This window comes from Glycomyces terrestris (assembly GCF_003933745.1).
GTDB classification, from domain to species: domain Bacteria; phylum Actinomycetota; class Actinomycetes; order Mycobacteriales; family Micromonosporaceae; genus Glycomyces; species Glycomyces terrestris.
This window is the reverse complement of sequence record NZ_RSEB01000001.1, coordinates 489,848-514,767: the sequence shown is the minus strand read 5'-3', so window position 1 is coordinate 514,767 and position 24,920 is coordinate 489,848. Positions and strand designations below refer to the sequence as shown.

Sequence of the window (24,920 nt, the reverse complement as noted above, 5' to 3'; positions counted from 1 at the left end):
CCCCCGCGCGCGGCGGGAGCGGCCTGCGGACGATCAGCGGTTACGCGTTGTCGTCGGAGCAGTACGCGCCCCAGATGAGGTTGTCGCCGCCGTACAGCGGCGTCGCGTAGTAGGCCGGGGAGTTCGGGCAGCCCCCGACGGCCGTGGTCTGGTCCCACGACGCCTCCTCGACCGGCGGGTCGTAGGTCTCGACCTCCTGGACGATGTAGAGCGCGCCCGCGGCGGAGCAGTCGAGCTTGCGGCCCTCGCCGTCGGTGCAGTCGCCGGTGTTCGGGGTGATCGGGAGGGCGCCGTTGGCGTCCTCCTTCTCGATCGCGGTCAGGCACAGCAGGTAGTCCACCGCGCCGCCGTCCCAGTCGTACACGTAGAAGTACGACTGCCACAGCTCGCCGAACGCGCCGCGCAGGGCCACGGCCCCGCACTCGGTCTCGATGCCGGTGTACTCCTCGAGCTCGCCGAGGGAGTCGGCCCGCAGGTCGGGGTTGTCGACGACCTTGTTGACCGTCCAGAACGCCTCGGCCGCCTCGCACTCGGCCGTCAGGCCGGCGGTCGGGTCCGTGTCGCTGGAGGTCGTGGTCGAGGTCAGGTCCTCGATGAGGCAGTCGCCCTCCGCGACGGAGGCCGAGGTGTCGGAGTCGGTGAGGTCGTCGAGGGCGTTGCCGGCGTCGCCGTCGTTCGCCACCAGGCGGATGACGAACCAGATGCCGAGGCCGAGGACGACGAGGATGGCGGGGACGATCTTCCACACCAGGCCGCCGCCACCGCCGCCGCCCGAGGGCGGGATCGGCGGGGGAGCGCCGTAGGGGCCGCCGGGCGTTCCGGGAGGCGGCGGGTAACCGGGCTGCTGGCCGTAGCCGGGCTGCGACGGCTGCCCGTAGGGCTGCTGCGGCTGAGGGGCGTACCCGCCCGGCTGCTGCGGCGGGTAGCCCGGCTGCTGCGGCTGCTGTCCGTAGCCAGGGGGCGGGGGATAGGTCATTGGTGAATGGCTCCTTGCGAACGTACTCTGGTCGAGGGGTGCTTGCACGGGACGGACGCCGTGCGATATGGGATCACTCTAACCACCCGTATCCACCGGCATTCACGGCCCGCCCCCCGCCCGAGCGGCTGTTACACGACCATTACACGCCGGTTGCGCGCTTCCTGAGCGTCCGTTCAGAAAAACCGCGCGACCTGCTCGGATCGTAGGACGATGGTGTCCGCCAGATGAGCGATGCATTACACTCGGCTGACACTTTGCATTCTCTCGGGCCGACGTCGTCCCGTATGAAACACCGCTGTGCTCCAGCGCCCCCACCTGCTGCGAGCGCTCGACGACGAAGGAGGCCACGGTTGGTTTCTGCCCTGCACACCGAACCCGGTCTTTACCGCCCCGCCTGGGAACACGACGCCTGCGGCGTCGCCTTCGTCGCGGACATGCAAGGCCGGGCCGCCCACGACGTCATCGAGCGCGGCCTCTCCGCGCTCGTGCGCATGGAGCACCGCGGCGCGACCGCACCCGACCCCGACTCGGGGGACGGCGCGGGCATCATGCTGCAGATCCCGGACGCCTTCTACCGCGACGCCGTCGACTTCACCCTGCCCGCCGCCGGCCACTACGCCGCCGGCCTGGTCTTCACGCCCGAGGGCGACGAGGAGACCCTGCGCGCCCGCGCGATCGTCGAGAAGTACGCCGTCGCCGAGGGCTGCCGCGTCCTCGGCTGGCGCGACGTGCCCACCGACCCGTCCGGGCTCGGCGCCGCCGCGCTCGCCTCCAAGCCCCGCGTCTCCCAGGTCTTCCTCGCCGCCGAGGACGCCGCCGCCGCCGGGATCGAGCTCGACCGGCTCGCGTTCTGCGTCCGCAAGCAGGCCGAGCGCGAGATGCGCGAGCGCCACCTCGACGGCGCCGCGATCGTCACGCTCTCCTCCCGCACCGTCGTGTACAAGGGCATGCTCACCCCGGCGCAGGTGCCCCAGTTCTACCCCGAGCTCGCCGACCCGCGCTTCGCCTCCGCGATCGCGCTGGTCCACTCGCGCTTCTCCACCAACACGTTCCCGTCGTGGCCGCTGGCCCACCCGTTCCGGATGGTCGCCCACAACGGCGAGATCAACACGATCCGCGGCAACCGCAACTGGATGACCGCCCGCCAGGCCGAGCTCGCCACCGAGGCCCTGCCCGGCCGCCTGCGCCGCCTGTTCCCGATCAACACGCCCGGCGGCTCCGACTCCCTCAACTTCGACGAGGTCGTCGAACTCCTCCACCTGGGCGGGCGCAGCCTGCCCCACGCCATGCTCATGATGGTGCCGGAGGCGTGGGAGCACAACGCGACCATGGACCCCAAGCGCCGCGACTTCTACCGCTACCACGCCTCGATCATGGAGCCGTGGGACGGACCGGCCGCCGTCTGCTTCACCGACGGCGTCCAGATCGGCGCGGTCCTCGACCGCAACGGCCTGCGCCCCGCCCGCTGGTGGCGCACCACCGACGACCTCGTCGTCCTCGCCTCCGAAGCCGGCGTCGTCGACATCGAGCCCGACCAGGTCGCCCAGAAGGGCCGCCTGGAGCCGGGCCGCATGTTCCTGGTCGACACCGAGGCCGGCCGCATCCTCGACGACGAGGAGGTCAAGGACGCGCTCGCGAAGGAGCACCCGTACGGGGACTGGCTCCACGCCGGGCTCATCCGCCTCGAGGAGCTGCCCGAGCGCAAGGCCCGCACCTACGACCCCGAGTCCGTGCGCCGCCGCCAGCTCACCTTCGGCTACACCGACGAGGAGCTGCGCATGTTCCTCGCCCCCATGGCCGCCAAGGGCGAGGAGCCCCTGGTCTCCATGGGCTCGGACACGCCGATCGCCGGGCTCTCGAAGCGCCCGAAGCTCCTGTTCGACTACTTCACGCAGCTGTTCGCGCAGGTCACCAACCCGCCGCTGGACGCCATCCGCGAGAAGCTGGTCACCGCGCTCGGCACCACCGTCGGCCCTGAGGGCAACCTCCTCGAACCCGGCCCGCACTCGTGCCGCCAGATCGAGCTGGCCCGCCCGATCCTGTCGAACGAGGAGCTCGCGAAGATCCTCCACATCGACGAGGACGGCGACATGCCCGGCTTCAAGGCCGTGCGCGTCTCCGGGGTCTACAAGGCCCGCCACGGCTCGCGGGGCCTGAAGGACCGCCTGGTCGAGATCTGCCGCCACGTCTCCGAGGCCATCGAGGACGGCGTGCGCATCCTCGTGCTCTCCGACCGCGACTCCACCGCCGACCTCGCGCCGATCCCCTCGCTCCTGCTCACCGCCGCCGTGCACCAGCACCTCGTGCGCGAGCAGACCCGCACCAAGGTCGCGCTCCTGGTCGAGACCGGCGACTGCCGCGAGGTCCACCACGCGGCGGTCCTCCTCGGCTACGGCGCCGCCGCGATCAACCCGTACCTCGCGTTCGACTCCGTCGAGGAGCTGTGCGCGCAGGGCGTGGTCGACGTCGAGCCCGCGCAGGCGGTCGAGAACTACATCAACGCGCTGTGCAAGGGCGTGCTCAAGGTGATGTCGAAGATCGGCATCTCCACGATCGCCTCCTACACCGGCGCGCAGATCTTCGAGGCCGTCGGCCTCGACGCCGACTTCGTGGACCGGTACTTCACCGGCACCGACTCCTCGATCGGCGGCATCGGCCTCCAGACCCTCGCCAAGGAGGTGGCCGAGCGCCACCGCGCCGCCTACGAGCGGACCGTCGAGGCCGCCGAGCCGCTGCCGCCGGGCGGCGACTACCAGTGGCGCCGCGAGGGCGAGGTCCACCTGTTCAACCCCGAGACGGTGTTCCTGCTCCAGCACGCCACCCGCTCGGGCCAGTACGAGGTGTTCAAGCGCTACACCGACAAGGTGAACGCGATCGCCGCCGACTCCGGGCTCCTGCGCGGCATGCTCGGCTTCGACGACTCCCGCGAGGCCGTCCCGCTCGAGGAGGTCGAGCCGGTCGAGTCGATCGTCAAGCGGTTCCACACCGGCGCGATGTCCTACGGCGCGCTCTCCTCGGAGTCCCACGAGACCCTCGCCGTCGCGATGAACCGCCTCGGCGGCCGCTCGAACTCCGGCGAGGGCGGCGAGGACGTCGACCGCCTCTACGACCCCGAGCGCCGCTCGGCGATCAAGCAGGTCGCCTCCGGCCGCTTCGGCGTCACCTCCGAGTACCTCGCCACCGCCGACGCCATCCAGATCAAGATGGCCCAGGGCGCCAAGCCCGGCGAGGGCGGCCAGCTGCCCGGCAACAAGGTCCACCCGTGGATCGCCAAGACCCGCAACGCGACCCCGGGCGTGGGCCTGATCAGCCCGCCCCCGCACCACGACATCTACTCCATCGAGGACCTCGCGCAGCTCATCCACGACCTCAAGCACGCCGGCGGCGGCGACGCCGAGGTCCACGTGAAGCTCGTGTCCGAGGTCGGCGTCGGCACCGTGGCCGCGGGCGTGTCCAAGGCCAAGGCCGACTCGATCCTCATCTCCGGCTACGACGGCGGCACCGGCGCCTCCCCGGCGAACTCGATCAAGCACGCGGGCACCCCGTGGGAGATCGGCCTCGCCGAGGCCCAGCAGACCCTCGTCCGCAACGGCCTGCGCGACCGCGTCAAGCTCGAAGTGGACGGCGCCATGAAGACCGGCCGCGACGTCGTCGTCGCCGCGCTCCTGGGCGCCGAGGGCTTCGGCTTCGCCACCGCGCCGCTCGTCGTCGCCGGCTGCGTCATGATGCGCGTCTGCCACCTCGACACCTGCCCGGTCGGCGTCGCCACCCAGGACCCGGTCCTGCGCCAGCGCTACACCGGCAAGCCCGAGTTCGTGGAGAACTTCTTCCGCTACATCGCCGAAGAGGTCCGCGAGCTCCTCGCCGAGCTCGGCTACCGCAGCCTCGACGAGGCCATCGGCAACGTCGAGCGGCTCCGCCAGCTCCCCGCGCCCGGCCGCAAGGCCGCCCGCGTGGACCTGTCGAACGTCATCGCCGCCCCCGTCGCCGGCCCGCGCGTCCAGGCCACCGTCCAGGACCACGGCGTCGCCGACACCCTCGGGGCCCGGCTGGTGGACCTGGTCCGCCCGGCGATCGACGGCGGCGAGCGCGTCGAGGCCGAGCTGCCGATCCGCAACACCGACCGGTCCGTCGGCGCCCTCCTGGGCGCGGCCGTCTCCCGCGCGCACCGCGAGGGCCTGGCCGACGACGCGATCAAGGTGGTCTTCCGCGGCACCGCCGGCCAGTCGTTCGGCGCGTTCCTCACCCGGGGCGCGACGTTCAAGCTCGTCGGCGACGCCAACGACTACGTCGGCAAGGGCCTCTCGGGCGGGCGCCTGGTGCTCACGCCCGACGCCGGGGCCCCGTTCGCGGCCGAGGACAACGTCATCGCCGGCAACACGCTCCTGTACGGGGCGACCTCCGGCGAGGCGTACATCCGCGGGAAGGTCGGCGAGCGCTTCGCCGTCCGCAACTCCGGCGCCGTCGCGGTCGTCGAAGGCGTCGGCGACCACGGCTGCGAGTACATGACCGGCGGCACCGTCCTCGTGCTCGGGCCCACCGGCCGCAACTTCGCGGCCGGCATGTCCGGCGGCGTCGCCTACGTGTGGCGCCTGGACGAGTCCCGCACCAACACCGCGCTCGCGGACCTGGACCCGCTGTCGGCCTCCGACATCGACCTGGTCCACTCGCTGCTGCTGCGCCACGGCCGGGCCACCGGCTCGGCGGTCGCCGCGGAGCTGCTCGGCAACTGGCCCAAGGCCGCCAGCGGCTTCACCAAGGTCATCCCGCGCGAGTACAAGGCCGTTCTCGCCCTCCAGCAAGCCCAGACGGAGGCCGCCAATGCCTGACCCCAGCGGATTCCTCGAACACCAGCGCGAGGTGCCGAAGAAGCGCCCGATCCCGGTGCGCATCCTCGACAACCGCGAGGTGTACACCCGCACCACCAAGGAGCTCGTGACGGCCCAGGCGTCGCGCTGCATGGACTGCGGCATCCCGTTCTGCCACAACGGGTGCCCGCTCGGGAACCGCATCCCCGAGTGGAACGACCTGGCCCGCACCGACCGGTGGGGCGCCGCGATCGAGCAGCTGCACGCGACGAACAACTTCCCGGAGTTCACCGGGCGGCTGTGCCCGGCCCCGTGCGAGGCCGCGTGCGTCCTCGGCATCGGCGACGACCCGGTGACGATCAAGAACATCGAGGTCGAGATCATCGACCGGGCCTTCGACGACGGCAACGTCGAGCCGCGCCCGGCCGCGTTCGCGACCGGCAAGTCGGTGGCGGTCGTCGGCTCCGGCCCGGCCGGCCTGGCCGCGGCCCAGCAGCTGGCCCGCGCGGGCCACTCGGTGACGGTGTACGAGCGCGACGACGCCCCCGGCGGGCTCCTGCGCTACGGCATCCCCGACTTCAAGCTGGAGAAGCACCACATCGACCGCCGCGTGGCCCAGATGGAGGCCGAGGGCGTCGAGTTCCTGTGCGACGTGAACGTCGGCGTCGACATCACCGCCGCGGACCTGCGCGAGCGCCACGACGCGGTGGTGCTCGCCGTGGGCGCGCTCGAGGGCCGCGAGACCGACCAGCCCGGCCGCGAGCTCGCCGGCATCCACCAGGCGATGGAGCACCTGGTGGGCGCCAACCAGGTCGTGGCCGGCAAGGCCCCGTTCGCGCCGATCGACGCCAAGGGCAAGCACGTGGTCATCATCGGCGGCGGCGACACCGGCGCGGACTGCCTGGGCGTGGCCCACCGGCAGGGCGCGGCCTCGGTCCGCCAGCTCGACCTGTACCCGATGCCGCCGGCCGAGCGCGACGGCGGCAGGGACCCGTGGCCGACCTGGCCGGTCATCGTCCGCAACTACCCGGCCCACGAGGAGGGCGGCGAGCGCAACTACGGCTCGGCCGCCGCGGAGTTCATCGGCGACGAGCACGGGCACGTCCGCCAGATGCGCCTCTCGGAGGTCACCGTGGACAAGTCCCAGGGCCGCCGCGACGTGATCCCGGTGCCCGGCACCGAGCAGATCGTGCCCGCGGACCTGGTGCTGCTCGCGATCGGCTTCGCCGGGACCGAGGACCAGCCGCTGCTGCGCCAGCTCGGCATCGAGCGCACGCGCCGCAACGTGATCGACTGCGGCGAGGACTGGCAGACGGACGCGCCCGGCGTGTTCGTCGCCGGGGACGCCCACCGGGGCGCCTCGCTCATCGTGTGGGCGATCGCCGAGGGCCGCGCCGCGGCCGCCGCGGCGCACCGCTACCTCGGCGGCCAGACGGCCCTGCCGTCGCCGGTCGCCTCGACCGCACAACCGCTCGCCGCATAACGTGCAATAGGCGGAATTGAGCGCAGTAAATACGTCCGAACGCAAGCGCCCCGGACGCACTGCGCTCAATTCCGCCTACGCTCTTTTCGCAATTCCGGGGCGGTGAATTCCAGCTCTCAACTGCGGTGACCCCCTGAGTGCGAGTGAGCGTCCGATATAACATCGCAGGGTGACTCGTAGAGCAAAAATCGTCTGCACCATCGGGCCTGCGACCGCCACGCCCGAGCGCATGGCCGGCCTGATCGACGCCGGAATGAACGTCGCCCGCATGAACTTCTCCCACGGCGCCCAGGCCGACCACGAGGCCGTGTACCAGATGGTGCGCGAAGCCGCCGCGGCCGCCGGGAAGCCCGTCGCGATCCTCGCCGACATGCAGGGCCCCAAGATCCGCCTGGGCACCTTCGCGAACGGCTCCGAGCAGTGGAACGCCGGCGACCGCATCAAGATCACCTCCGACGACGTCGAGGGCACCCACGACCGCGTCTCCTGCACGTACAAGAAGCTCCCGGCCGAGGTCTCCAAGGGCGACCGCCTCCTGGTCGACGACGGCAAGCTGGCGCTCGAAGTGCTCGGCGCCGACGACACCGACGTCGAGTGCCTGGTCGTCGAGGGCGGCCCGGTCTCGAACAACAAGGGCCTGTCGCTGCCGAACGTGGCGATCTCCGTCCCGGCGCTGTCCGAGAAGGACATCTCGGACATGAAGTTCGCCCTGAACCTCGGCGTCGACCTCATCGCGATGTCGTTCGTGCGCACCCCCGACGACGTCCGCCTGGGCCACAAGGTCATGGACGAGGTCGGCGTGCGCCGCCCGATCGTCGCCAAGATCGAGAAGCCCGAGGCCGTCGCGCGCCTCGAGGAAATCGTCCTGGCCTTCGACGGCGTCATGGTCGCCCGCGGCGACCTGGGCGTCGAGATGCCCCTCGACGAGGTCCCGATCGTGCAGAAGGAGATCGTGCGCCTCTGCCGCGAGAACGCCAAGCCGGTCATCGTCGCCACCCAGATGCTCGACTCGATGATCGAGAACGCCCGCCCGACCCGCGCCGAGGTCTCCGACGTCGCCAACGCCGTCCTCGACGGCACCGACGCCGTGATGCTCTCGGGCGAGACCTCGGTCGGCAAGTACCCGATCGGCACCGTCCGCACCATGGCGAAGATCGTCGAGACCACCGAGTGCGGCCCGATCCCGCTGGCCGAGCTCAAGCACGACCCGCGCACCAAGTCCGGCGCCGTCACCCACGCCGCCGCCGACATCGCCGACGCGATCGGCGCGAAGGCCCTCGTCGCCTTCACCCAGACCGGCGACACCGTCAAGCGCCTCGCCCGCCTCAAGCCGAACCGCCCGATCTACGGCCTCACCCCGATCGAGTCGGTCCGCAACCAGATGGCCCTCTCCTGGGGCACCGACTCCTACCTCGTGGAGCACGTCGACCACACCGACCAGATGTTCCAGCTGGTCGACAAGACCCTCCAGGAGCACCACCTGGCCGCCCCCGGCGACCTCGTCGTGATCGTGGCCGGCACCCCGGCGGGCACCCCGGGCTCGACCAACACGGTCCGGGTCCACCAGATCGGCTCCTAGATGGTCGAGGTCCTCGTAGGACAGGACGCCGTGGACTCGCTCCTCGGCGTCCTCGACCTGGAGCGCGTCGACGCCGGGCTGTTCCGCGGCCCGCGCGCCGAGGTCGGCCTCCAGCGGGTCTTCGGCGGCCAGGTCGCCGGCCAGGCGCTCGTCGCCGCCGGGCGCACCGTGCCCGGCGACCGGCGCGTGCACTCCCTGCACGGCTACTTCGTGCGCCCCGGCGACTCGACCAAGCCGATCATCTACCAGGTCGAGAACATCCGCGACGGCCGCTCCTTCTCGGTGCGCCGCACGGTCGCCCTCCAGAACGGGCAGACGATCTTCTTCATGTCCGCCTCGTTCCACACCGGCGAGCCGGGCCTGGAGCACGCCGACGCGGCCCCGGCCGACCTGCCCGCCCCCGAGTCGATCCCGCCGCTCCCCGAGCAGCTGAAGTCGCACCCGGACCGGCTCGGCATGTGGGCGCGCGTGCCGCGCCCCATCGACGTGCGCTACATCGGCGGCTCGGGCTTCTCCGCCTCCGGCGAGCGCCCGGCCCAGGAGCACCAGCGGGTGTGGATGAAGGCCGACGGGAAGCTCCCCGACGACCCGCTCATCCACGTGTGCGTCCTCACCTACGCCTCGGACCTGACGCTCCTGGACTCGGTCCTGTCGCGCCACGGCGCCGTGTGGGGCCCCGGCGGCTACCTCGGCACGAGCCTGGACCACGCCCTGTGGTTCCACCGCCCGTTCCGCTTCGACGACTGGATCCTGTACGACTCGGTCTCCCCGACCGCGGCCGACGGCCGCGGCCTGGCCCAGGGCCGGTTCTTCGACGCCGCCGGCAACCACCTCGCCTCGGCGACCCAGGAGGGCCTGCTCCGGCAGACCCCCGAAGCGCCCGGCGTCCCGTAGACCGGGACGCCGCGCACCGGCCGTGATCGGCCGATCGAGACGGATTTCACCGGATTCGAGGGGGCCGGTCCCGGAATCGGACGAATGCTATGGTCGGCGTTCGTCCCCGAGACCGACCCCCCCATCCCCATCAAGGCCGGTCCAGCCCGACCGGCGACGTCCTGCCCGGTGAACCCAGCGGAGACCGAACACATGCGTCTGACCAACGCGGAACCCACGGCGACGCCCTCGGGCGGCGCCCCCATACGAGAACCGGCCGGAGCCCCGGCCCCCCGCGACCAGGCCCCCAGTGCGCGCCCCAGCCACTGGCGACCGGACATCGAAGGCCTCCGGGCCCTGGCCGTCGGCGCCGTCATCGCGGCCCACATCGGCTTCTTCCACTCCGAAGGCGGCTTCATCGGCGTCGACGTCTTCTTCGTCATCTCCGGCTTCCTCATCACCTCCCTCCTGCTGCGCGAGATCGACAGGACCGGCCGCGTCTCCATCGCCGGCTTCTACGCCCGCCGCGCCGTGCGCCTCCTGCCCGCCGCCACCGTCGTGCTGGCCGCGACCCTCGCCGCCGCCTGGGCCTGGCTCCCCCGCACCCGCCTGCCCGACATCGCCACCGACGCCGCGGCCGCCGCGCTCAACGTCCTCAACATCCGCCTCGCCCGCGAGGACACCGACTACCTCAACGCCGACGCCACCCCCTCGCCGCTCCAGCACTTCTGGTCCCTCGCGGTCGAGGAGCAGTTCTACCTCGCCTGGCCCCTCCTGCTGCTCGCGATCGCGCTGGCCGCCCGCCGCATCTGGGGCGGGCGCTTCGCGCGCGCCGGCCACCTGCGCCGCCGCCGCACCGCCGCGATCGCGGTCGTCCTGGCCGCCATCGGGATCGCCTCCTTCTGGTGTAGCGTCACCCGCTCCGGCCCCGACCCCACCTGGTCCTACTTCGGCATCCACACGCGCGCATGGGAACTCGCCGCGGGCGCGGGTGTCGCCCTCGCCGCCGGGCGCCTCAGGCGCCTCCCCGCCCGGGCCGCCGCGCCCCTCTCGTGGGCCGGCCTCGGCCTCATCGCCGCCTCCCTCGCCGTCATCGACGAGCGCACGACGTTCCCCGGCGCCGCCGCGGCCCTCCCCGTCGCCGGCACCGCCCTCGTCATCGCCGCCGGCTGCGCCCCGCACCGCTTCGGCGCCACGGCGCTCCTCGGCATCGCGCCCGCCCAGTACATCGGCAAGCTCTCCTACGGCCTCTACCTGTGGCACTGGCCGCTGCTCATGATCGGCCCCGCCGCCCTCGGCATCGACCACCCGCGCCTGCGCGACCGCCTCATGCTCATGGCCGCCGCGTTCCTCCTCTCGGTCGCCACCTTCCACCTGGTGGAGCACCCCATCCGCACCCGCCGCGCCCTCGTGCGGGTGCCCTCCCGGGCGCTCGCCATGGGCGGCGGGCTCATCACGGCCGCGCTGGCGATGTCGATCCTCGCCTCGCTCCAGCCGATGCCGGCGGCCACGCAGGAGGAGGCCGCCGAGGTCACGGGGAACGACGCGACCGTGTGGGAGCTGCTGGACGACTCCTCTGACGTCGACACCGTTCCGGCGAACCTGACGCCGTCCCTGGAGGACGCCGAACTGGACACGCCCGCGTCCTACGACGACGGCTGCCAGGTCGGCCGCGACGACTCCGAGGTCAACGAGGACTGCTGGTACGGCGACCCCGACGGTGAGCGCACCGTCGTCCTCTTCGGCGACTCCCATGCGGCTCAGTGGTTCCCGGCGCTCAACCAGAACGCCGAGGCGGCGGGGTGGCGGCTGCTGGTGATGACCAAGTCGAACTGCTCGGTCCCGCAGGTCGCCACGTACGACCCGTACCTCAAGCGCGAGTACACCGAGTGCGCGGTGTGGAAGGACGGCGTCTACGAGCTCCTCGACGAGGTCCGGCCGGACGCGGTCGTCGCGGCCGCCTACGACCGCAAGGAGATCCTCGCCGACGACCCCCAGCGGGCGTGGGTCGAGGGCTGGGCCGAGTCGGTCGAGCGGCTCGGGGAGACCGGCGCGGACGTCTACTACCTCGCCGACACGCCCGACGCGGGCTTCAACGTCCCCGAGTGCCTCGCCTCCAATCCGCGGGACGCGAGCGAGTGCGTCGGCGACCTCGACGAGGCGGTCGTGGACCCCGCCCGCCGGGAGGCGACCGTCGAGGCCGTCACCGCCGCCGGCGCGACCGCGGTCGACCCGATCCCGTGGATCTGCGACACGGACGGCGGCGCCTGCCCCGTCATCGTCGGCGACCTGCTGGTCTACCGGGACGCCAACCACCTGTCGGCGCGCTTCGTCGCCGAGCTCGCGCCGCAGCTCGCGGCCGCGATCCCGCTCGACCCGGAGGCGCAGTAGCAGACTGCACATACAGGCGGAGCGAGGTGGGCCCCCGTCCTACCGGGCGGTAGGCTCACCTCGTTTTCGTATGCGGCACAAAGGAGTCACAGCTCATGGAGCGCGTCGCGCCCTGGCTCAGGGCCGTCAACACGGTCCTCACCCCCGCGATCGCGGGCCGGCGCAAGAAGGTCGACCGCCTCATCGAGCGCGCGGTGCGCGAAGCCGAGGGCCGCACCGCCTCGACCGCGCGCGGCGACGAGGACTTCGTAGAGGACATGCGGGTCCTCCTGCGCGCCTACGCCGACGTCCCCGGCCTCACCCCGATGGGCTGGATCGGGATCTTCCAGGAGATCACCGACCGCATCGAGAACCACCTGCGCATCCGCAAGCTCCACGCCCTCAACCCCGAGCTCGCCGACGAGCGCGTCGACCGGCCGATCGTCGTCACCGGCGCGCCCCGCACCGGCACCGCCGTCCTCCAGCGCCTCCTCGCGGCCGCCGAGGGCCACCGCGCGCCGCTGCTCCACCAGCTCATGCACCCCGACCTGCCCTCCGCGCCGGCCGACGACGCCCGCCGCCGCGCCGAGAAGACCGTCGAGGCCCAGCGCCGCGCCATCCCCACGTTCGGCGGCATCTACGACATGCACCCCGACCGGCCCGACTCGTGCGTGTGGGTCCTCCCGCACGGCATCGGGCACCTCGTGCGCGTCCACCCGCCCGGCTACGTCCAGTGGATGCTCGACCGCGACTACACCGCCGACTACCGCTACCTCAAGCAGACCCTCCAGGTCCTCCAGCACGGCCTCCCGCGCCGCCGCTGGGTCCTGCGCGCCCCCGCGCACCTGTGGAACCTCGGCGCGCTCATGAAGACCTTCCCGGACGCCCAGGTCGTGTGGACCCACCGCGACCCCGCCACCGCGCTCGCCTCGCTGTGCTCGATGACCGAGACGGCCACCGCCGTCAGCACCACCGAGCACGACCCGCGCGACATCGGCCGCCTGTGGCTCGGCCTGCTCGCCACCGGGGTCGACCGCGCCCGCGCCGAGCGGGCCCGCCTGCCCGCGTACACGGTGGTCGACGTCCCCTACCGGCACCTCACCGGCCAGACCGACCGGCTCCCGGGGCTCTTCGAGCGCCTCGGCGTCCAATGGGGGAGGACCGAGCAGGAGGCGCTCGACGCCGCCGTCGCCGCCCGGCCCTTCGACCACCGGTACGACCTGGCGCGCTACGGCCTCGGCCCCGCCGAGGTCGACCACGCGTTCGCCGACTACAAGCGCATCTACGGGGGCTTCCTCTAGGTCCTCACAGCGACAGGGAGAACGCCCACAGCAGCACGCCCGGGACCGGCTCCCAGTCCAGGGACGGCTCCCGCTCGAACCCGAGCCGGCGGTAGATCCGGTGCGCGGTCGTCATCGTCTGCTGCGAGCACAGGACGATCCGCTTCGTGCCGGGTTCGGCCCTGGCGCGCTCCACGCACGCCGCCGCGAGCGCCGACCCGACGCCGCGCCCGCCCGCGGCCGGGTCGACCGCGAGCATCCTGATCTCGGCGTCCCCGTCCCCGCCGAGCTCCATGAGCGGGCTCCCCGGGAACGCGATGGTCACGCCGCCGAGCACCCGGTCGCCGTCCACGGCCACGAGCACCGTCGCCGACGCCGCCCGGTGCGCCACGTCCCGCAGGTGCGGCACGTACCCGTCCTCGAGCCCTCCGATGAGGAACCCGCCCGCCTCGTACGAGCCGACGGTCAACTCCCCGAGCCCCGCGTACTCGGCCGGGCGCACTGCGCGGACCTCGAAGGTCCCGCTCGCACTGTCACTGGTCACCCCCGGATTCTGCCCCGCGCGCCCGGCTCCCCGCCATCGGGAATCCGACGGGGTTTTCCAGCCCGCCCATGACCGGGTCGTTTCCGCAGGTCGCGCCCGACGTCACGGGTCCATTGGAGGGGGCCGGTGCATGATCGGCGGGCGAAGGGGTACCCCGGGGTCGAACCGCACCGAAGGAGGAGCCAGCAATGGGTGCATTCGACCAGGCAAAGGACAAGGCCGAGCAGATGAAGGGGCGCGCCAAGGAGAAGTGGGGCGACGCCACCGACAACGAGAGTCTCGAGAACGAGGGCCGCGCCGACGAGCTCAAGGGCAAGGCGAAGGAGAAGTGGCACGACGTCCAGGAGGGCGCCGGCGACAAGCTCCACGAAGCCAAGGAGCGGATGACCGGCAACCGCGACGAGAACCGGTAGAGCCCAGAGCGCTCCGGGCCGGGACGCCTCCAGCGTCCCGGCCCTCGCGCGCGTCTAGCCCCGGCGCCGCGGCGGGGCGACGGTCTCCCGGACCACGATGTGGGTTCCCAGGACGATCCTGTCGTCCAGTTCGAGTCCCCTGTGGAGCGCCAGCCGCACCGCCTCGCGGCCCAGCTGCTCGTGCGGGACGTGCACCGTCGTCAGCGCCGGCGTCAGGTCGGAGGCGAGCGGGATGTCGTCGAAGCCGACGACCGACATGTCCTCGGGCACGCGCACGCCCGCCTCGCGCAGCGCCTTGAGCACCCCGGCCGCGACCATGTCGGTGGCGGCGAAGACGGCCGTGACGTCGTCGCGCTCGGCGAGGAGCCGGCGCGTCAGCTCGTGCCCGGCGGCCTTGCTGAAGGTCCCCGGCAGGATCAGCGACTCGTCCACCGCGACGCCGTGGTCGGCGTGCGCCCGCTTGAACCCGCGGATGCGCTCGTCGGTGGTGGTCAGGCCCGCGCCGAACCCCAGGTAGCCGATGCGCCGGTGCCCGGCCGACAGCAGGTGCGAGGCCATCGCGTACGCCCCGCCCTCGTTGTCGTAGTGGACGACCGTGGCCGGGACGTCGTCGCCGGGGGAGGGCCGCCCGCACAGCACCAGGCGCGACCCGGACCGGTCGAGCGCGGTCGCGAAGTACCGCATGCGCTCCTGGTAGTGCTCGTCGTCCCAGCCGCCGCCGACGACGATGACGGCCTCGGCGCGCTGCTCGCGCATGAGCTCGACGACCGCGAGCTCGCGCTCGGGGTCGCCGTGCGTCGTGCACAGCAGGCACAGCCGGCCCTCGGAGGCGGCCTGCTGCTCGACGCCGCGCGCGATGTGCGCGTAGAAGGGCCCGGTCACGTCGTCCACGACGAACGCCACGGTCTTCGTGGTCGCCCCCGCCAGGGCCCGGGCGTGCGCGTTCACCACGTAGTCGAGTTCGCGCATGGCCCGGAGCACCTTCGAGCGGGTCGCGGGCGCGACGGGGTAGTTCCCGGCGAGGACCCGCGAGACCGTCGGCACCGACACGCCCGCGCGCGCGGCCACGTCCCGGATGGTCGGGCGCTTGCCGGCCTCGGCGTTCGACTTCTTCGGCACAGGGGTCCTTCTCTCACCGGTGGGGATGCGGCGGGTCCGCACTCAGGGTAGTTCACACCGTGGACGCCCCTGTCGCGCGAACCCGCCGCGCTCCTACTCGGCGACCTCGAATCCCAGCGTGAACGCGGCGGCGCGCGGCAGCAGGCGGTGCTCGGGGAGCACGCCGGGGCCGCACGCGGCCGAGCCCATGCCCTGGAGGCCCGCGTCGAGGTTGAGGTAGAGCCGGTCGCGTTCGACCAGGTCGGTGCGGTGGCGCGCGGCTGCGAGGTCCTCGCTCGTCCACGGCCGCACCGTGAACGCGAAGTGCGGGGCCCCGAGCACCGTGAGGGTGCGGCCCCCGCCCGAGAGCGATGCCCAGCGCACGTCGATGCGCGAGCCGTTCTCCTGCGGGAACACGTACGGGGTCTGCATCCCGGCCACAGTGGACCGGAACCGGCCGACGCGGGCGGCGTCGCGCGTGTCCGCGTACGCCTCGCCGGGGCCGCCGCCGAACCACGTCACGTCGTCGAGCTCCTTCGGGACGGCGGCGCGCACGCCCAGGCGTGGCAGCGGGAAGTCCCAGTCGCCCTGGGGTTCGACCTCGACGGTGAGCCACAGCCGCCCGCCCTCGGACCGCCACTTGTAGACCGCGCCCATGCCGATCTCGGCGGCGCCGGCGGCGACCCTGGTGGCGACCGTCAGGCCCTCGCCGTCGGCCTCGATCCCGAGGACCTTGTGCTCCAAGCGGTGCAGGCCCACGGTCTCGCGCTTCCACGTGTCGGCCAGCGGCGCGTGCCACGACCGCAGGTCGTTGTCGGTGGGGGCGCGCCACAGGTCGAGCCGCGGCCCGTCGAGCTCGAGGCCGCCGATCGCGGTGAGCCGCCCGAGGGCGTCGAAGGCGGCGTTCCCGAGCCGGTAGCCGCGGTCCGCGGCTTCGGCGGGCGCGCCGCCGGCCGGGACGGGGCCCGCCGCGGCGGCCAGTCGCCCCTGGCCCCAGGCGATCTCGTGCCCGGCCTCGGCCCACGGCTCGTCCTTGGCGAGGACGGCGCGCACGGTGAGCCAGCGCTCGCCGCGCGGTTCGCCGAGGTCGGCGAGGACCGCGGGGAACTGGACGATCGCGGCGTTGCCGGGATCGAGGGCGGGCAGGTCGAGGCCGCCGGAGTGCTCGACGTCGCCGCCGTCCTCGACGGCCCACGTGAACTCGAGGTCGCCGGTGTCGGCGAAGTCGCGGAGGTTCTCGACGGTGATGCGGCGCGAGCCGGGGTCGACGGTGATGCGGACGGGTTCGACGACCTTCTTGAACTCGATGAGGCCGGGGGAGGGCTCGCGGTCGGGGAAGACGAGGCCGTCGATGACGAAGTTGCCGTCGTGGAGGGGTTCGCCGAAGTCGCCGCCGTAGGCGAACCACTCGCGGCCGTCGTCGGTGCGCCTGCGCACGCCGTGGTCGATCCACTCCCAGATGAACCCGCCCTGGCAGCGCTGGTGCTGCTCGAAGAGGCGCTGGTACTCGCTCATGCCGCCGGGGCCGTTGCCCATGGCGTGGGCGTACTCGCACAGGATGAAGGGGAGGTTCCGGCGGTGCCCGTCGAGCGCGGGGTCCTTCGTGGACTCCTCCGTCTGGTGCCCGATGCGGTCGGTCTCGGCGTGGTCGGCGTACATGCGGGAGTAGACGTCGACGTAGCCGGAGTCCCAGTCGCCCTCGTAGTGGATGGGGCGGCCGGGGTCGCGCTCCTTGGCCCAGGCGGACATCGCGGCGAGGTTCTGCCCGGTGTGGCTCTCGTTGCCGAGGGACCACATGATGACCGAGGCGTGGTTCTTGTCGCGTTCGACCATGCGGGCCATGCGATCGAGGTAGGCGTCCCTCCACATCGGCACGTCGCTGGGGTTGTTCCGCCACTCGTGGAAGACGAAGCCGTGGGTTTCGAGGTCGCATTCGTCGATGACCCAGACGCCGATCTCGTCGCACAGGTCCAGGAAGCGCCGGTCGGGCGGGTAGTGGCTGGTGCGCACGGCATTGACGTTGTGCCGCTTCATGACCTCTAGGTCACGGCGCATCGTCGCCACGCTCAGGGTGCGGCCCTGGTCGGGGTCCCACTCGTGCCGGTTGACCCCGCGCAGCAGAATCCGGCGGCCGTTGACCTTGAGCACGCCGTCCTCGACCACCACCGTGCGAAAACCGATGCGCAGCGAGACGCGCTCGGTCGCGGTGGCGACCTCGGCGTCGTACAGGCGCGGGGTCTCGGCCGTCCACGGCTCGACCGCGACACTCACCGTCTCGCCTGCACTGATGTCGATGCCCAGCTCGGGCACGGTGACCCGAGCGCCCTCGGGTGCCTCGATGCGCAAATCACCTCGGCCGGTGCGGTGGTCGTACCCGGCGTGGACGAACACGTCCTCGATCCCGCCCTCGGGCCGGTGGACCAGGGACACGGGCCGGAAGATCCCCGACAGCCACCACATGTCTTGGTCCTCCAGGTAGGACCCCGCCGACCACTGGTGGACCCGGACGGCGACGGTGTTCTCGCCCGGGCGCAGGTGATCGGTCGCGTCGAACTCGGTCGGCAGCCGCGAACCCTTCCCGTCGCCCAGACGGATGCCGTTGACCCACACCGCGAACGCCGAATCCACCCCCTCGAACCGCAGCACGGTACGCCCGGTCCCTGGCCAGTCGGTGGGAAGAGTGAAGGCGCGGCGGTACTCCCCGGTCGGGTTCGCGTCGGGGACCCGCGGCGGGTCGACCGGGAACGGGTAGACCACGTTCGTGTAGGCGGGCCTGCCGTAGGGGGCGTCGCCGTCGAGGTCGTGCATCTGCCACATGGACGGGACGGCCAGGACGTCCCAGTCCTCCGCGTCGAACGCGGGGTCCTCGAAGCCCACGGCGGTGTCGTGGAGCCCGGCGGCGAGGCGGAAGCGCCAGTCGCCGTCGAGGCTGAGCGCGGCGGCGTCGGAGGCCAGCGCCGCTCGCGGATCGCGCCGCCCGCTCCCGGGGCTAACGCTTTCCACGTACGTGAAATCGGTGCGACTCATGAGTCAGCTTCCCTCTCAGTGTGCGTGCATTCCCGTCGAGCTGCCGCGCGGGGGCGCGGCCGCCTCGTCTCGGTTCGACGGGAGGGGCCCGCCCATTGTCCGTCATGATCCGCGCGCCGGGGAGCGGCGTCGCACCATCCGGACCACCCGAATAGATAGCGGTTTCTATCGTAGGGGCCGCCCTCCCGCCCCACCCGGCCCGGGGCCCCGCCCCCGATTCCCAGTCGATTCACAGATGACCGGTGTCGCCCCGCGATGCTAGGTTTTCCCGGGCGCGACCCGCGCCCGCCGCCCGCCGCCGCCGATCCGCGGCCGCCCATCCAGAGGAGCCCCCGCCCCATGAGCGAGCGATTCCACACCCGCGCGGCTCTCGCCGTCGGCGTCACCGTCTTCTGCTGGGCCTCGGCCTTCGTCTCCATCCGCGACGCCGGCCAGCACCTCGACCCCGGGCCCCTGACCCTCGGCCGCGCCGCCGTCGCCGCCGTCGTCCTCCTCGCCGTCTGGGCGCTGCGCCGCGAGGGACTCCCCGGCCGCCGCGCCTGGCCCGGCATCGCCACCGCCGGCGTCCTCTGGTTCGGCCTCTACATGCTCGCCCTCAATTGGGGCGAGCAGCTCGTCGACGCCGGCACCGCCGCCCTCATCGTCAACATCGGCCCGATCCTCATCGCCCTCCTCGGCGGCTGGATCCTCAAGGAGGGCTTCCCGCCCCGCCTCTTCCTCGGCATCGCCGTCGCCTTCGCCGGCGTCGCGGTCGTCTCCCTCTCGATGTCCCGCGACAGCGCCGCCTCCGTCGTCGGCGTCCTGCTCTGCCTCGTCTCGGCCGTCACGTACGCCATCAGCGTCGTGGTGCAGAAGCCCACGCTCCAGCACTGCTCCTCGCTCCAGTTCACCGCCTTCGGCAACGCCATCGCCGCGGTCCTGTGCCTGCCGTTCGCGCCCCTGCTCGTCACGCAGCTCGGCGACGCGCCCGCAGCCGCGACCCTGCACGTGCTCTACCTCGGCCTCTTCCCGACCGCGATCGCCTTCCTCACCTGGGGCTACGCGTTGCGGTACACCACGGCCGGGAAGATGGGCGCCACCACGTACGTCGTCCCCGCGATCGTGGTCGCCATGTCCTGGCTCCTGCTCGGCGAGGTCCCGACCTGGCTCACCCTCGCCGGCGGCGCGCTCGCGCTCGTGGGCGTCGCGATCTCCCGCTCCGGCGGCCGCGCCGGCAAGCAGGCGACCCCGCCCGCCGCCCCGGCCGAGGAAGTCGCCCCGACCGCGAAGCACTAGACCGCGCTCGGGCCGCCGATCGGCGGCCCGAGCGCGGTCCCGGCGACGACGCCGGTGACCGCCTACTCGATCGCCGAGCCGGCGACCGGGTCAACTCAGCCGAGCCGCTCGGCGAGGCGGCCCAGCCGGTCCTTCCACGCCGCCTTGGCCGCCGCGGCGGCCTCGGCCGACTCCAGTTTCGCGACCTCGATGCCCACGGCCGTCTTGTCGCCCTTCGCGGTCAGGTTCGCGTACACCTGGGTGCCGTCCGAGGCGTCGAACCGCACCGACTTCGGCGGCGACGCGCTCCGCTGCGACAGCTCGATCCCGTCGAGCCACGCCGCCTGGAGCTCCGGGTCCGCCAGCTGCTCGAAGACCGATCCGATCGGGGCCGCCACGGTCTTGGACGCGCTGGCGCTGAACGTCCCGTCCGGGCGCTGGCCCGGCTCGCGCAGGTTGCGCTCCTGCTCGTACCCGACGGTGATCGACTGCGCCCACCACCCGTCGATCTCGAACTCGCTCACCAGCATCCGCGCGATCGCGGTGTGCCCGAGCTCCGCCGCGCCCCGCTCGTCGAGCAGGGCCAGCCACGTCTTCCAGTCCGCGCCCGTGCCCTCGATGAGGGCCTGGTCGGACATGCTCTCCCGCCGTCGCGCCGTCGATTCGCCCATGCGTCCAGCCTAGGCGCGCCGACCGCCCGGGACGGCCGGATCGCCCCGCTTCTCGGGCCCGCCGCTCCAGGCAGTCGACCGCGCCGCCAACCCCGTGCCGTCGACCGCCGGCCCGGCGCCCCGCAAGAATCCAAGCGGCTCTCGCGTTTTCGCCACCGCAGGGCGATGTCATACCCTCGCGGTAAACTTGATACCAGGGGTCCCTTAACGGCTGAAATATCGTGACATAGCGCGACTCATCCGAAAAACGACGATTTTCAGCCTCTTTAGGCGCAACGGGCAATACAGTTCCACCTCGTACCGACTTGGAACGGAGCCCGAATGAACCCTCTGCGCCTCGCGGCGGCGGCGCTGGCCGCCTCCGCCGCCCTCGTCCTCCTCCCCGCCGCGGCCCAGGCCGAGCCCTGGCCGAAGGAGTACGCCGCCCTCGGCGACTCGTACGCCTCGGGCACGGGCGCGGGGGAGTACACCGACCCCCAGTGCCTCCGCTCCGACCTCGCCTACCCGCGGCTCCTCGCCCACGGCCTCGGCGCCGACCTCGCCTTCGCGGCCTGCTCGGGCGCGACCACGGCCGACCTCCTCGCCGAGCAACTCGGGGCGCTCGACGCGGGCACCGACCTCGTCACGGTCAGCATCGGCGGCAACGACATCGGCTGGACCGAGGCCGTCGCCGCCTGCCTCACCCCGCTCGCGGACTGCGCCGACGAGATCGCGGCCTCCGAAGCGCTCATCCGGTACCAGCTGCCGGCGCTCCTCGACGGCGCCTACGCCGCCATCGCCGACCGCGCGCCGAGCGCCCGGGTCCTCGTCCTCGGCTACCCGCGGCTGTTCAACGAGCGCAGCACCTGCGGCGCGCTCCACCAGCCCTCGCTGGCCGAGCAGGTCCGCATGAACCAGGCCGCCGACCTCCTCGCCGACGTCCTCGGCGAGGCCGCCGCCGAGCACGACTTCACCTATGTGGACGTGCGCGACTCCTTCGCCGGGCACGCCGTCTGCGACGACGTGCCCTACCTCCACGGCCTGCGCTACCCGGCGGCCGAGTCGTACCACCCGAACGCCCTCGGCCACGCCAACGGCTACTACCCGGCCGTCGCCAGAGCCGTCTGACCGACCGGCGGGGCGACCGCGTCGCCCCGCTCCCGCAGTGCCGCAACCACATCGGTCCCGGCCGACGCCACCATCAGAACGAGATGTGTAAATTTCCCGATTTGTTACCGTCGCAGGGTTCCCAACAAGTTACCGGCGAGTTCACAATGTGGGGCAAGTCTTCCCCCCGACCGCGAAGGACGCCTTCCATGGACCGACTCCGACGATCAGCGACGATCGCCGCCGCCGCGCTCGCCATGCTCCTGCTCGCCCCCGCCGCGGCCCAGGCCCAGCAGACCGAGTACGTCGCCCTCGGCGACTCCTACTCCTCCGGCTCGGGCGCGGGCTCCTACACCGACGCCTGCCAGCGCTCGACCAGGGCCCACCCCGCGCTCCTCGCCGCAGAGCTCGGGGCCGAGTTCACCTTCGTCGCCTGCGGCGGCGCGACCACCGCCGACGTCCTCGCCGAGCAGGTGCAGGCCCTCGACGCCGGCACCGACCTCGTCACGATCGGCATCGGCGGCAACGACATCGGCTGGACCGACGCCGTCATCGCCTGCATCACCCCGTTCCAGAACTGCACCCCCGCCATCGAGGAGGCCGAGCGCAAGGCCACCCAGGAGCTGCCGGCGAGGCTCGACGCCGTCTACACCGAGATCGCGACCCGCGCCCCCGACGCCGAGGTGTACGTGACCGGCTACCCGCGGCTGTTCGCCGCCCGCAACACCTGCGACGCCCTCGGTTCGATCAGCATCGCCGAGCAGGTCCGCATGAACCAGGGCGCCGACCTCCTCGCCGGGGTCATCCAGGCCGCCGCCGAGGACCACGGGTTCACCTATGTGGACGTGCGCGACGAGTTCACCGGCCACGAGATCTGCTCGCGCACGCCGTGGCTGCACGGCTTCACCCTCTTCGACGTCCCCTACCACCCGAACGCGGCCGGCCAGGCCTCCGGCTACTACCCGGCGCTCCTCGGCGCGCTCTGAGCACGGCACGGGGCCCGGCGGCGATCCGCCGGGCCCCGTCACGCGCTTTCGACGGCCCCGCGGCCCCGAGCGCCTGAGCCGGTGCCTCGTGAACACCGGAACCCGCGCTTCGAACGCCCCGGCCCCGCGGCCCCGAGCACCTGAGCATCGGGAACCGCGCTCCGACCCCCCGGCCCCGCGGCCCCGGCGCCTGAGCTAGTGCCTCGCGAACACCGGGAACCCGCCCTTCGAACGCCCCGGCTCCGCGGCCCAGCGCCGGAGCCGATGCGTCGTGAACACCGGAAACCCGCGCTCCGAACACCGGAACCCTGCGCCCTGAACGCTTGCGCCCCTAGAACGTCAGGCCTGGAGTGCCAGTGCGAGCGGATGCACCGAGGTCGCGCCAGCCTGCCGCAGCCGCATCGCGGCCACGGTCGCCGTCCAGCCGCTGTCGCGCACGTCGTCCACGAGGAGCACGCTCACCGGCGGCACCGGGAAGTCGACCGTGAACGCGTCCAGGACCTGGTGCAGCCGCTGGGCGCTGTTCGCGCGCGGCGCGCCCGAGACGGCGCCCGGGGTGCGCCCGAGCGCGCCGAGGTACTCCATGCGCCCGAGCGCCGCGATCCGCTCGGCGAGCCCGTTCACCAGGCGCGGGCGCGAGAGCGACCCGGTCGAGACGACCGCCGCGGGCCGCTCGGCCCAGTCCCAGGCCGCCAACACCCTGACGACCGCGCCGAACACGTCGTCGGGCACGTCGCGGTCGGCCCCGTCCGACAGGAGCGCGCGCAGCGGCCCGCCCCAGCCGATGTCCGACAGGCGCGCCAGCGCCCGGCCCGGCTCGGCCCCGAGCTCGGGCGCGATCTTTCCCTTCAGGTCCACGCCGAGCGCCTGCATGCCCGTGGGCCACATGCGTTTCGGCTCGACCGTGACGCCCGGCTTCGACAGCGCCGCCGCCGCGCCCTCGGCCGCCTCGGACGACACCTTCGCCTCGATGCGCTCCCCGGTGCAGTTGTCGCAGCGCCCGCACGGCGCGGCCTCGGCGTCGTCGAGCTCAGCGCGCAGGAACTCCAGCCGGCACCGGTCGGTCGCCTCGTACTCGAGCATCCGCTGCTGCTCGTGCCGGCGCGCGGCCGCGACCTTCGCGTACCGCTCGGCGTCGTACGTCCACGGCATGCCCGTGGCCTCCCAGCCGCCCTTGACGCGGCGCACCGCGCCGTCGACGTCGAGGACCTTGAGCATCATCTCGAGCCTGGTGCGGCGCAGGTCGACCCGCGTCTCCAGCGCCGCGGTCGACAGGGCCCGGCCCTCGACGGCGAGCACGTCGAGCGTGCGGCGCACCGCGTCCTCGGCCGGGAACGACAGCGACCCGAAGTAGTCCCAGATGGCGCGGTCCTCGGCGCCGGGGAGCAGCACCACCTCGGCGCGGTCGCGGGCGCGCCCGGCGCGGCCGATCTGCTGGTAGTACGCCACCGGCGACGACGGCGCTCCCAAGTGGACGACGAAGCCGAGGTCGGGCTTGTCGAAGCCCATGCCGAGCGCGCTGGTGGCGACGAGCGCCTTGATGCGGTCGTTGAGGAGGTCGTCCTCGCGGGCGAGGCGCTCGGCGTTGTCGGTGCGCCCGGTGTAGGAGGCGACGGCGTGGCCGCGGCTGGAGAGGTAGTCGCTGACCTCTTCGGCGGCGGCGACAGTGAGCGTGTAGACGATCCCGGAGCCGGCGAAGCGGGGGAGGGCCTCGTCGAGCCAGGCGAGGCGGTGGGCGTTGTCGGGTAGGTCGGCCACGGACAGGTGCAGGGACTCGCGGTCGAGGGTGCCGCGCAGGACGAGCGTAGGGGTGCCGGGCCGGTCGAGCTGCTCGGCGATGTCGTCGGAGACGCGGGCGTTCGCGGTGGCGGTGGTGGCCAGGACGGGGACGCGCTCGGGGAGGTCCTCGATGAAGGTGGCGATGCGGCGGTAGTCGGGCCGGAAGTCGTGGCCCCAGTCGGAGATGCAGTGGGCCTCGTCGACGACGAGCATGCCGCAGCCGGCGGCGAGCTTGGGGAGCTGGTAGTCGCGGAAGGCGGGGTTGTTCAACCGCTCGGGGCTGATGAGGAGCACGTCGACGGCGTCCTCGCCGATCGCCTCGGCGATGGCGTCCCAGTCTTCGGGGTTGGCGGAGTTGATGGTGCGGGCGCGGATGCCGGCGCGCTCGGCGGCCTCGATCTGGTTGCGCATGAGCGCGAGGAGCGGCGAGACGATGACGGTGGGACCCGCGCCGCGGCGCCGCAGCAGCGCCGTGGACGTGAAGTACACGGCCGACTTGCCGAACCCGGTGCGCTGCACCAGGAGCACGCGCCGTCCCGCGCTGTCGGCGCCGCCGGTGCAGAGCGCCTCGATGGCCCGCCACTGGTCGTCGCGCAGGCGGGCGTGCTCGCCGGCGAGTGCGCGCAGCAGCGCTTCGGCTTCGTTCCTGAGCGTTTCGGTGGTTTCCCCCATGGGCCCTTTTGTACAGGA

General features: G+C 72.7%; 16 protein-coding genes. 10 read left to right on the top strand and 6 right to left on the bottom strand.

Translation table 11 applies throughout. The features are described from left to right. Positions 1–40: 40 nt before the first annotated feature. Positions 41–976, bottom strand: coding sequence for a hypothetical protein (locus tag EIW28_RS24460; protein WP_187350559.1), 936 nt, complete (start codon positions 974–976; stop codon positions 41–43). A 287-nt stretch (positions 977–1,263) separates the two neighbouring features. Between EIW28_RS24460 and gltB the strand changes: the two genes are divergently transcribed. The 6 genes from gltB (at position 1,264) to EIW28_RS02390 (ending at position 13,393) form a co-directional block, all read left to right on the top strand. Continuing rightward, positions 1,264–5,808, top strand: a complete 4,545-nt coding sequence (gene gltB, locus EIW28_RS02415; protein WP_125246117.1) for a glutamate synthase large subunit — start codon at positions 1,264–1,266, stop codon at positions 5,806–5,808. After that, positions 5,801–7,270, top strand: a complete 1,470-nt coding sequence (locus EIW28_RS02410) for a glutamate synthase subunit beta (RefSeq protein ID WP_125246116.1) — start codon at positions 5,801–5,803, stop codon at positions 7,268–7,270. Before gltB ends, EIW28_RS02410 begins: the two co-directional genes overlap by 8 nt. 169 nt (positions 7,271–7,439) lie before the next feature. Beyond that, complete coding sequence (pyk, locus tag EIW28_RS02405; protein ID WP_125246115.1) at positions 7,440–8,849, top strand: pyruvate kinase; 1,410 nt, start codon at positions 7,440–7,442, stop codon at positions 8,847–8,849. Next, positions 8,850–9,743, top strand: coding sequence for an acyl-CoA thioesterase (locus EIW28_RS02400; RefSeq protein WP_125246114.1), 894 nt, complete (start codon positions 8,850–8,852; stop codon positions 9,741–9,743). It abuts the gene before it with no gap. Positions 9,744–9,935: 192 nt separating this feature from the next. Continuing rightward, entirely contained in the window at positions 9,936–12,113 is a 2,178-nt protein-coding gene (locus EIW28_RS02395; RefSeq protein WP_158630260.1) for an acyltransferase family protein, read from the top strand. A gap of 95 nt (positions 12,114–12,208) precedes the next feature. After that, positions 12,209–13,393 carry a sulfotransferase family protein gene (locus EIW28_RS02390; RefSeq protein WP_125246112.1) on the top strand — a complete coding sequence of 395 codons (1,185 nt, stop codon included), beginning with the start codon at positions 12,209–12,211 and terminating at the stop codon, positions 13,391–13,393. A gap of 4 nt (positions 13,394–13,397) precedes the next feature. On the opposite strand, the gene EIW28_RS02385 is transcribed toward EIW28_RS02390, so the two are convergent. After that, positions 13,398–13,916: a GNAT family N-acetyltransferase gene (locus EIW28_RS02385; protein WP_187350558.1), complete on the bottom strand. Its 519-nt coding sequence runs from the start codon at positions 13,914–13,916 to the stop codon at positions 13,398–13,400. Between the two features lie 188 nt (positions 13,917–14,104). Between EIW28_RS02385 and EIW28_RS02380 the strand changes: the two genes are divergently transcribed. Then, positions 14,105–14,329, top strand: coding sequence for a CsbD family protein (locus EIW28_RS02380; protein WP_125246111.1), 225 nt, complete (start codon positions 14,105–14,107; stop codon positions 14,327–14,329). Positions 14,330–14,383: 54 nt separating this feature from the next. On the opposite strand, the gene EIW28_RS02375 is transcribed toward EIW28_RS02380, so the two are convergent. Together EIW28_RS02375 and EIW28_RS02370 are read right to left on the bottom strand one after the other, a co-directional pair. Next, positions 14,384–15,448: a LacI family DNA-binding transcriptional regulator gene (locus EIW28_RS02375; RefSeq protein WP_125246110.1), complete on the bottom strand. Its 1,065-nt coding sequence runs from the start codon at positions 15,446–15,448 to the stop codon at positions 14,384–14,386. A gap of 93 nt (positions 15,449–15,541) precedes the next feature. Further along, a complete protein-coding gene (locus EIW28_RS02370) occupies positions 15,542–18,454 on the bottom strand; it encodes a glycoside hydrolase family 2 TIM barrel-domain containing protein (protein WP_125246109.1) in 2,913 nt (970 codons plus the stop codon). A gap of 339 nt (positions 18,455–18,793) precedes the next feature. On the opposite strand from EIW28_RS02370, the gene EIW28_RS02365 reads away from it, so the two are divergent. Then, positions 18,794–19,729, top strand: coding sequence for a DMT family transporter (locus EIW28_RS02365; protein ID WP_125246108.1), 936 nt, complete (start codon positions 18,794–18,796; stop codon positions 19,727–19,729). 95 nt (positions 19,730–19,824) lie between these two features. On the opposite strand, the gene EIW28_RS02360 is transcribed toward EIW28_RS02365, so the two are convergent. Further along, positions 19,825–20,379 carry an SRPBCC family protein gene (locus tag EIW28_RS02360; protein WP_125246107.1) on the bottom strand — a complete coding sequence of 185 codons (555 nt, stop codon included), beginning with the start codon at positions 20,377–20,379 and terminating at the stop codon, positions 19,825–19,827. A 321-nt stretch (positions 20,380–20,700) separates the two neighbouring features. Between EIW28_RS02360 and EIW28_RS02355 the strand changes: the two genes are divergently transcribed. Together EIW28_RS02355 and EIW28_RS02350 are read left to right on the top strand one after the other, a co-directional pair. Continuing rightward, entirely contained in the window at positions 20,701–21,486 is a 786-nt protein-coding gene (locus EIW28_RS02355; RefSeq protein WP_125246106.1) for an SGNH/GDSL hydrolase family protein, read from the top strand. A gap of 188 nt (positions 21,487–21,674) precedes the next feature. After that, positions 21,675–22,451: an SGNH/GDSL hydrolase family protein gene (locus tag EIW28_RS02350; protein WP_125246105.1), complete on the top strand. Its 777-nt coding sequence runs from the start codon at positions 21,675–21,677 to the stop codon at positions 22,449–22,451. Between the two features lie 339 nt (positions 22,452–22,790). Here the strand turns inward: EIW28_RS02350 and EIW28_RS02345 are convergent, their stop codons facing one another. Then, on the bottom strand, positions 22,791–24,902 hold the full coding sequence (locus tag EIW28_RS02345) for a RecQ family ATP-dependent DNA helicase (RefSeq protein ID WP_125246104.1): 2,112 nt from the start codon (positions 24,900–24,902) through the stop codon (positions 22,791–22,793). Positions 24,903–24,920: the final 18 nt, after the last annotated feature.

Excerpts from the sequence above, each read along its gene's own strand:
- EIW28_RS24460 (WP_187350559.1), bottom strand. The coding sequence starts at position 976 with ATGACCTATCCCCCGCCCCCTGGCTACGGACAGCAGCCGCAGCAGCCG.
- gltB (WP_125246117.1), top strand. The coding sequence starts at position 1,264 with ATGAAACACCGCTGTGCTCCAGCGCCCCCACCTGCTGCGAGCGCTCGA.
- EIW28_RS02410 (WP_125246116.1), top strand. The coding sequence starts at position 5,801 with ATGCCTGACCCCAGCGGATTCCTCGAACACCAGCGCGAGGTGCCGAAG.
- EIW28_RS02400 (WP_125246114.1), top strand. The coding sequence starts at position 8,850 with ATGGTCGAGGTCCTCGTAGGACAGGACGCCGTGGACTCGCTCCTCGGC.
- EIW28_RS02395 (WP_158630260.1), top strand. The coding sequence starts at position 9,936 with ATGCGTCTGACCAACGCGGAACCCACGGCGACGCCCTCGGGCGGCGCC.
- EIW28_RS02390 (WP_125246112.1), top strand. The coding sequence starts at position 12,209 with ATGGAGCGCGTCGCGCCCTGGCTCAGGGCCGTCAACACGGTCCTCACC.
- EIW28_RS02380 (WP_125246111.1), top strand. The coding sequence starts at position 14,105 with ATGGGTGCATTCGACCAGGCAAAGGACAAGGCCGAGCAGATGAAGGGG.
- EIW28_RS02370 (WP_125246109.1), bottom strand. The coding sequence starts at position 18,454 with ATGAGTCGCACCGATTTCACGTACGTGGAAAGCGTTAGCCCCGGGAGC.
- EIW28_RS02365 (WP_125246108.1), top strand. The coding sequence starts at position 18,794 with ATGAGCGAGCGATTCCACACCCGCGCGGCTCTCGCCGTCGGCGTCACC.
- EIW28_RS02360 (WP_125246107.1), bottom strand. The coding sequence starts at position 20,379 with ATGGGCGAATCGACGGCGCGACGGCGGGAGAGCATGTCCGACCAGGCC.
- EIW28_RS02355 (WP_125246106.1), top strand. The coding sequence starts at position 20,701 with ATGAACCCTCTGCGCCTCGCGGCGGCGGCGCTGGCCGCCTCCGCCGCC.
- EIW28_RS02350 (WP_125246105.1), top strand. The coding sequence starts at position 21,675 with ATGGACCGACTCCGACGATCAGCGACGATCGCCGCCGCCGCGCTCGCC.
- EIW28_RS02345 (WP_125246104.1), bottom strand. The coding sequence starts at position 24,902 with ATGGGGGAAACCACCGAAACGCTCAGGAACGAAGCCGAAGCGCTGCTG.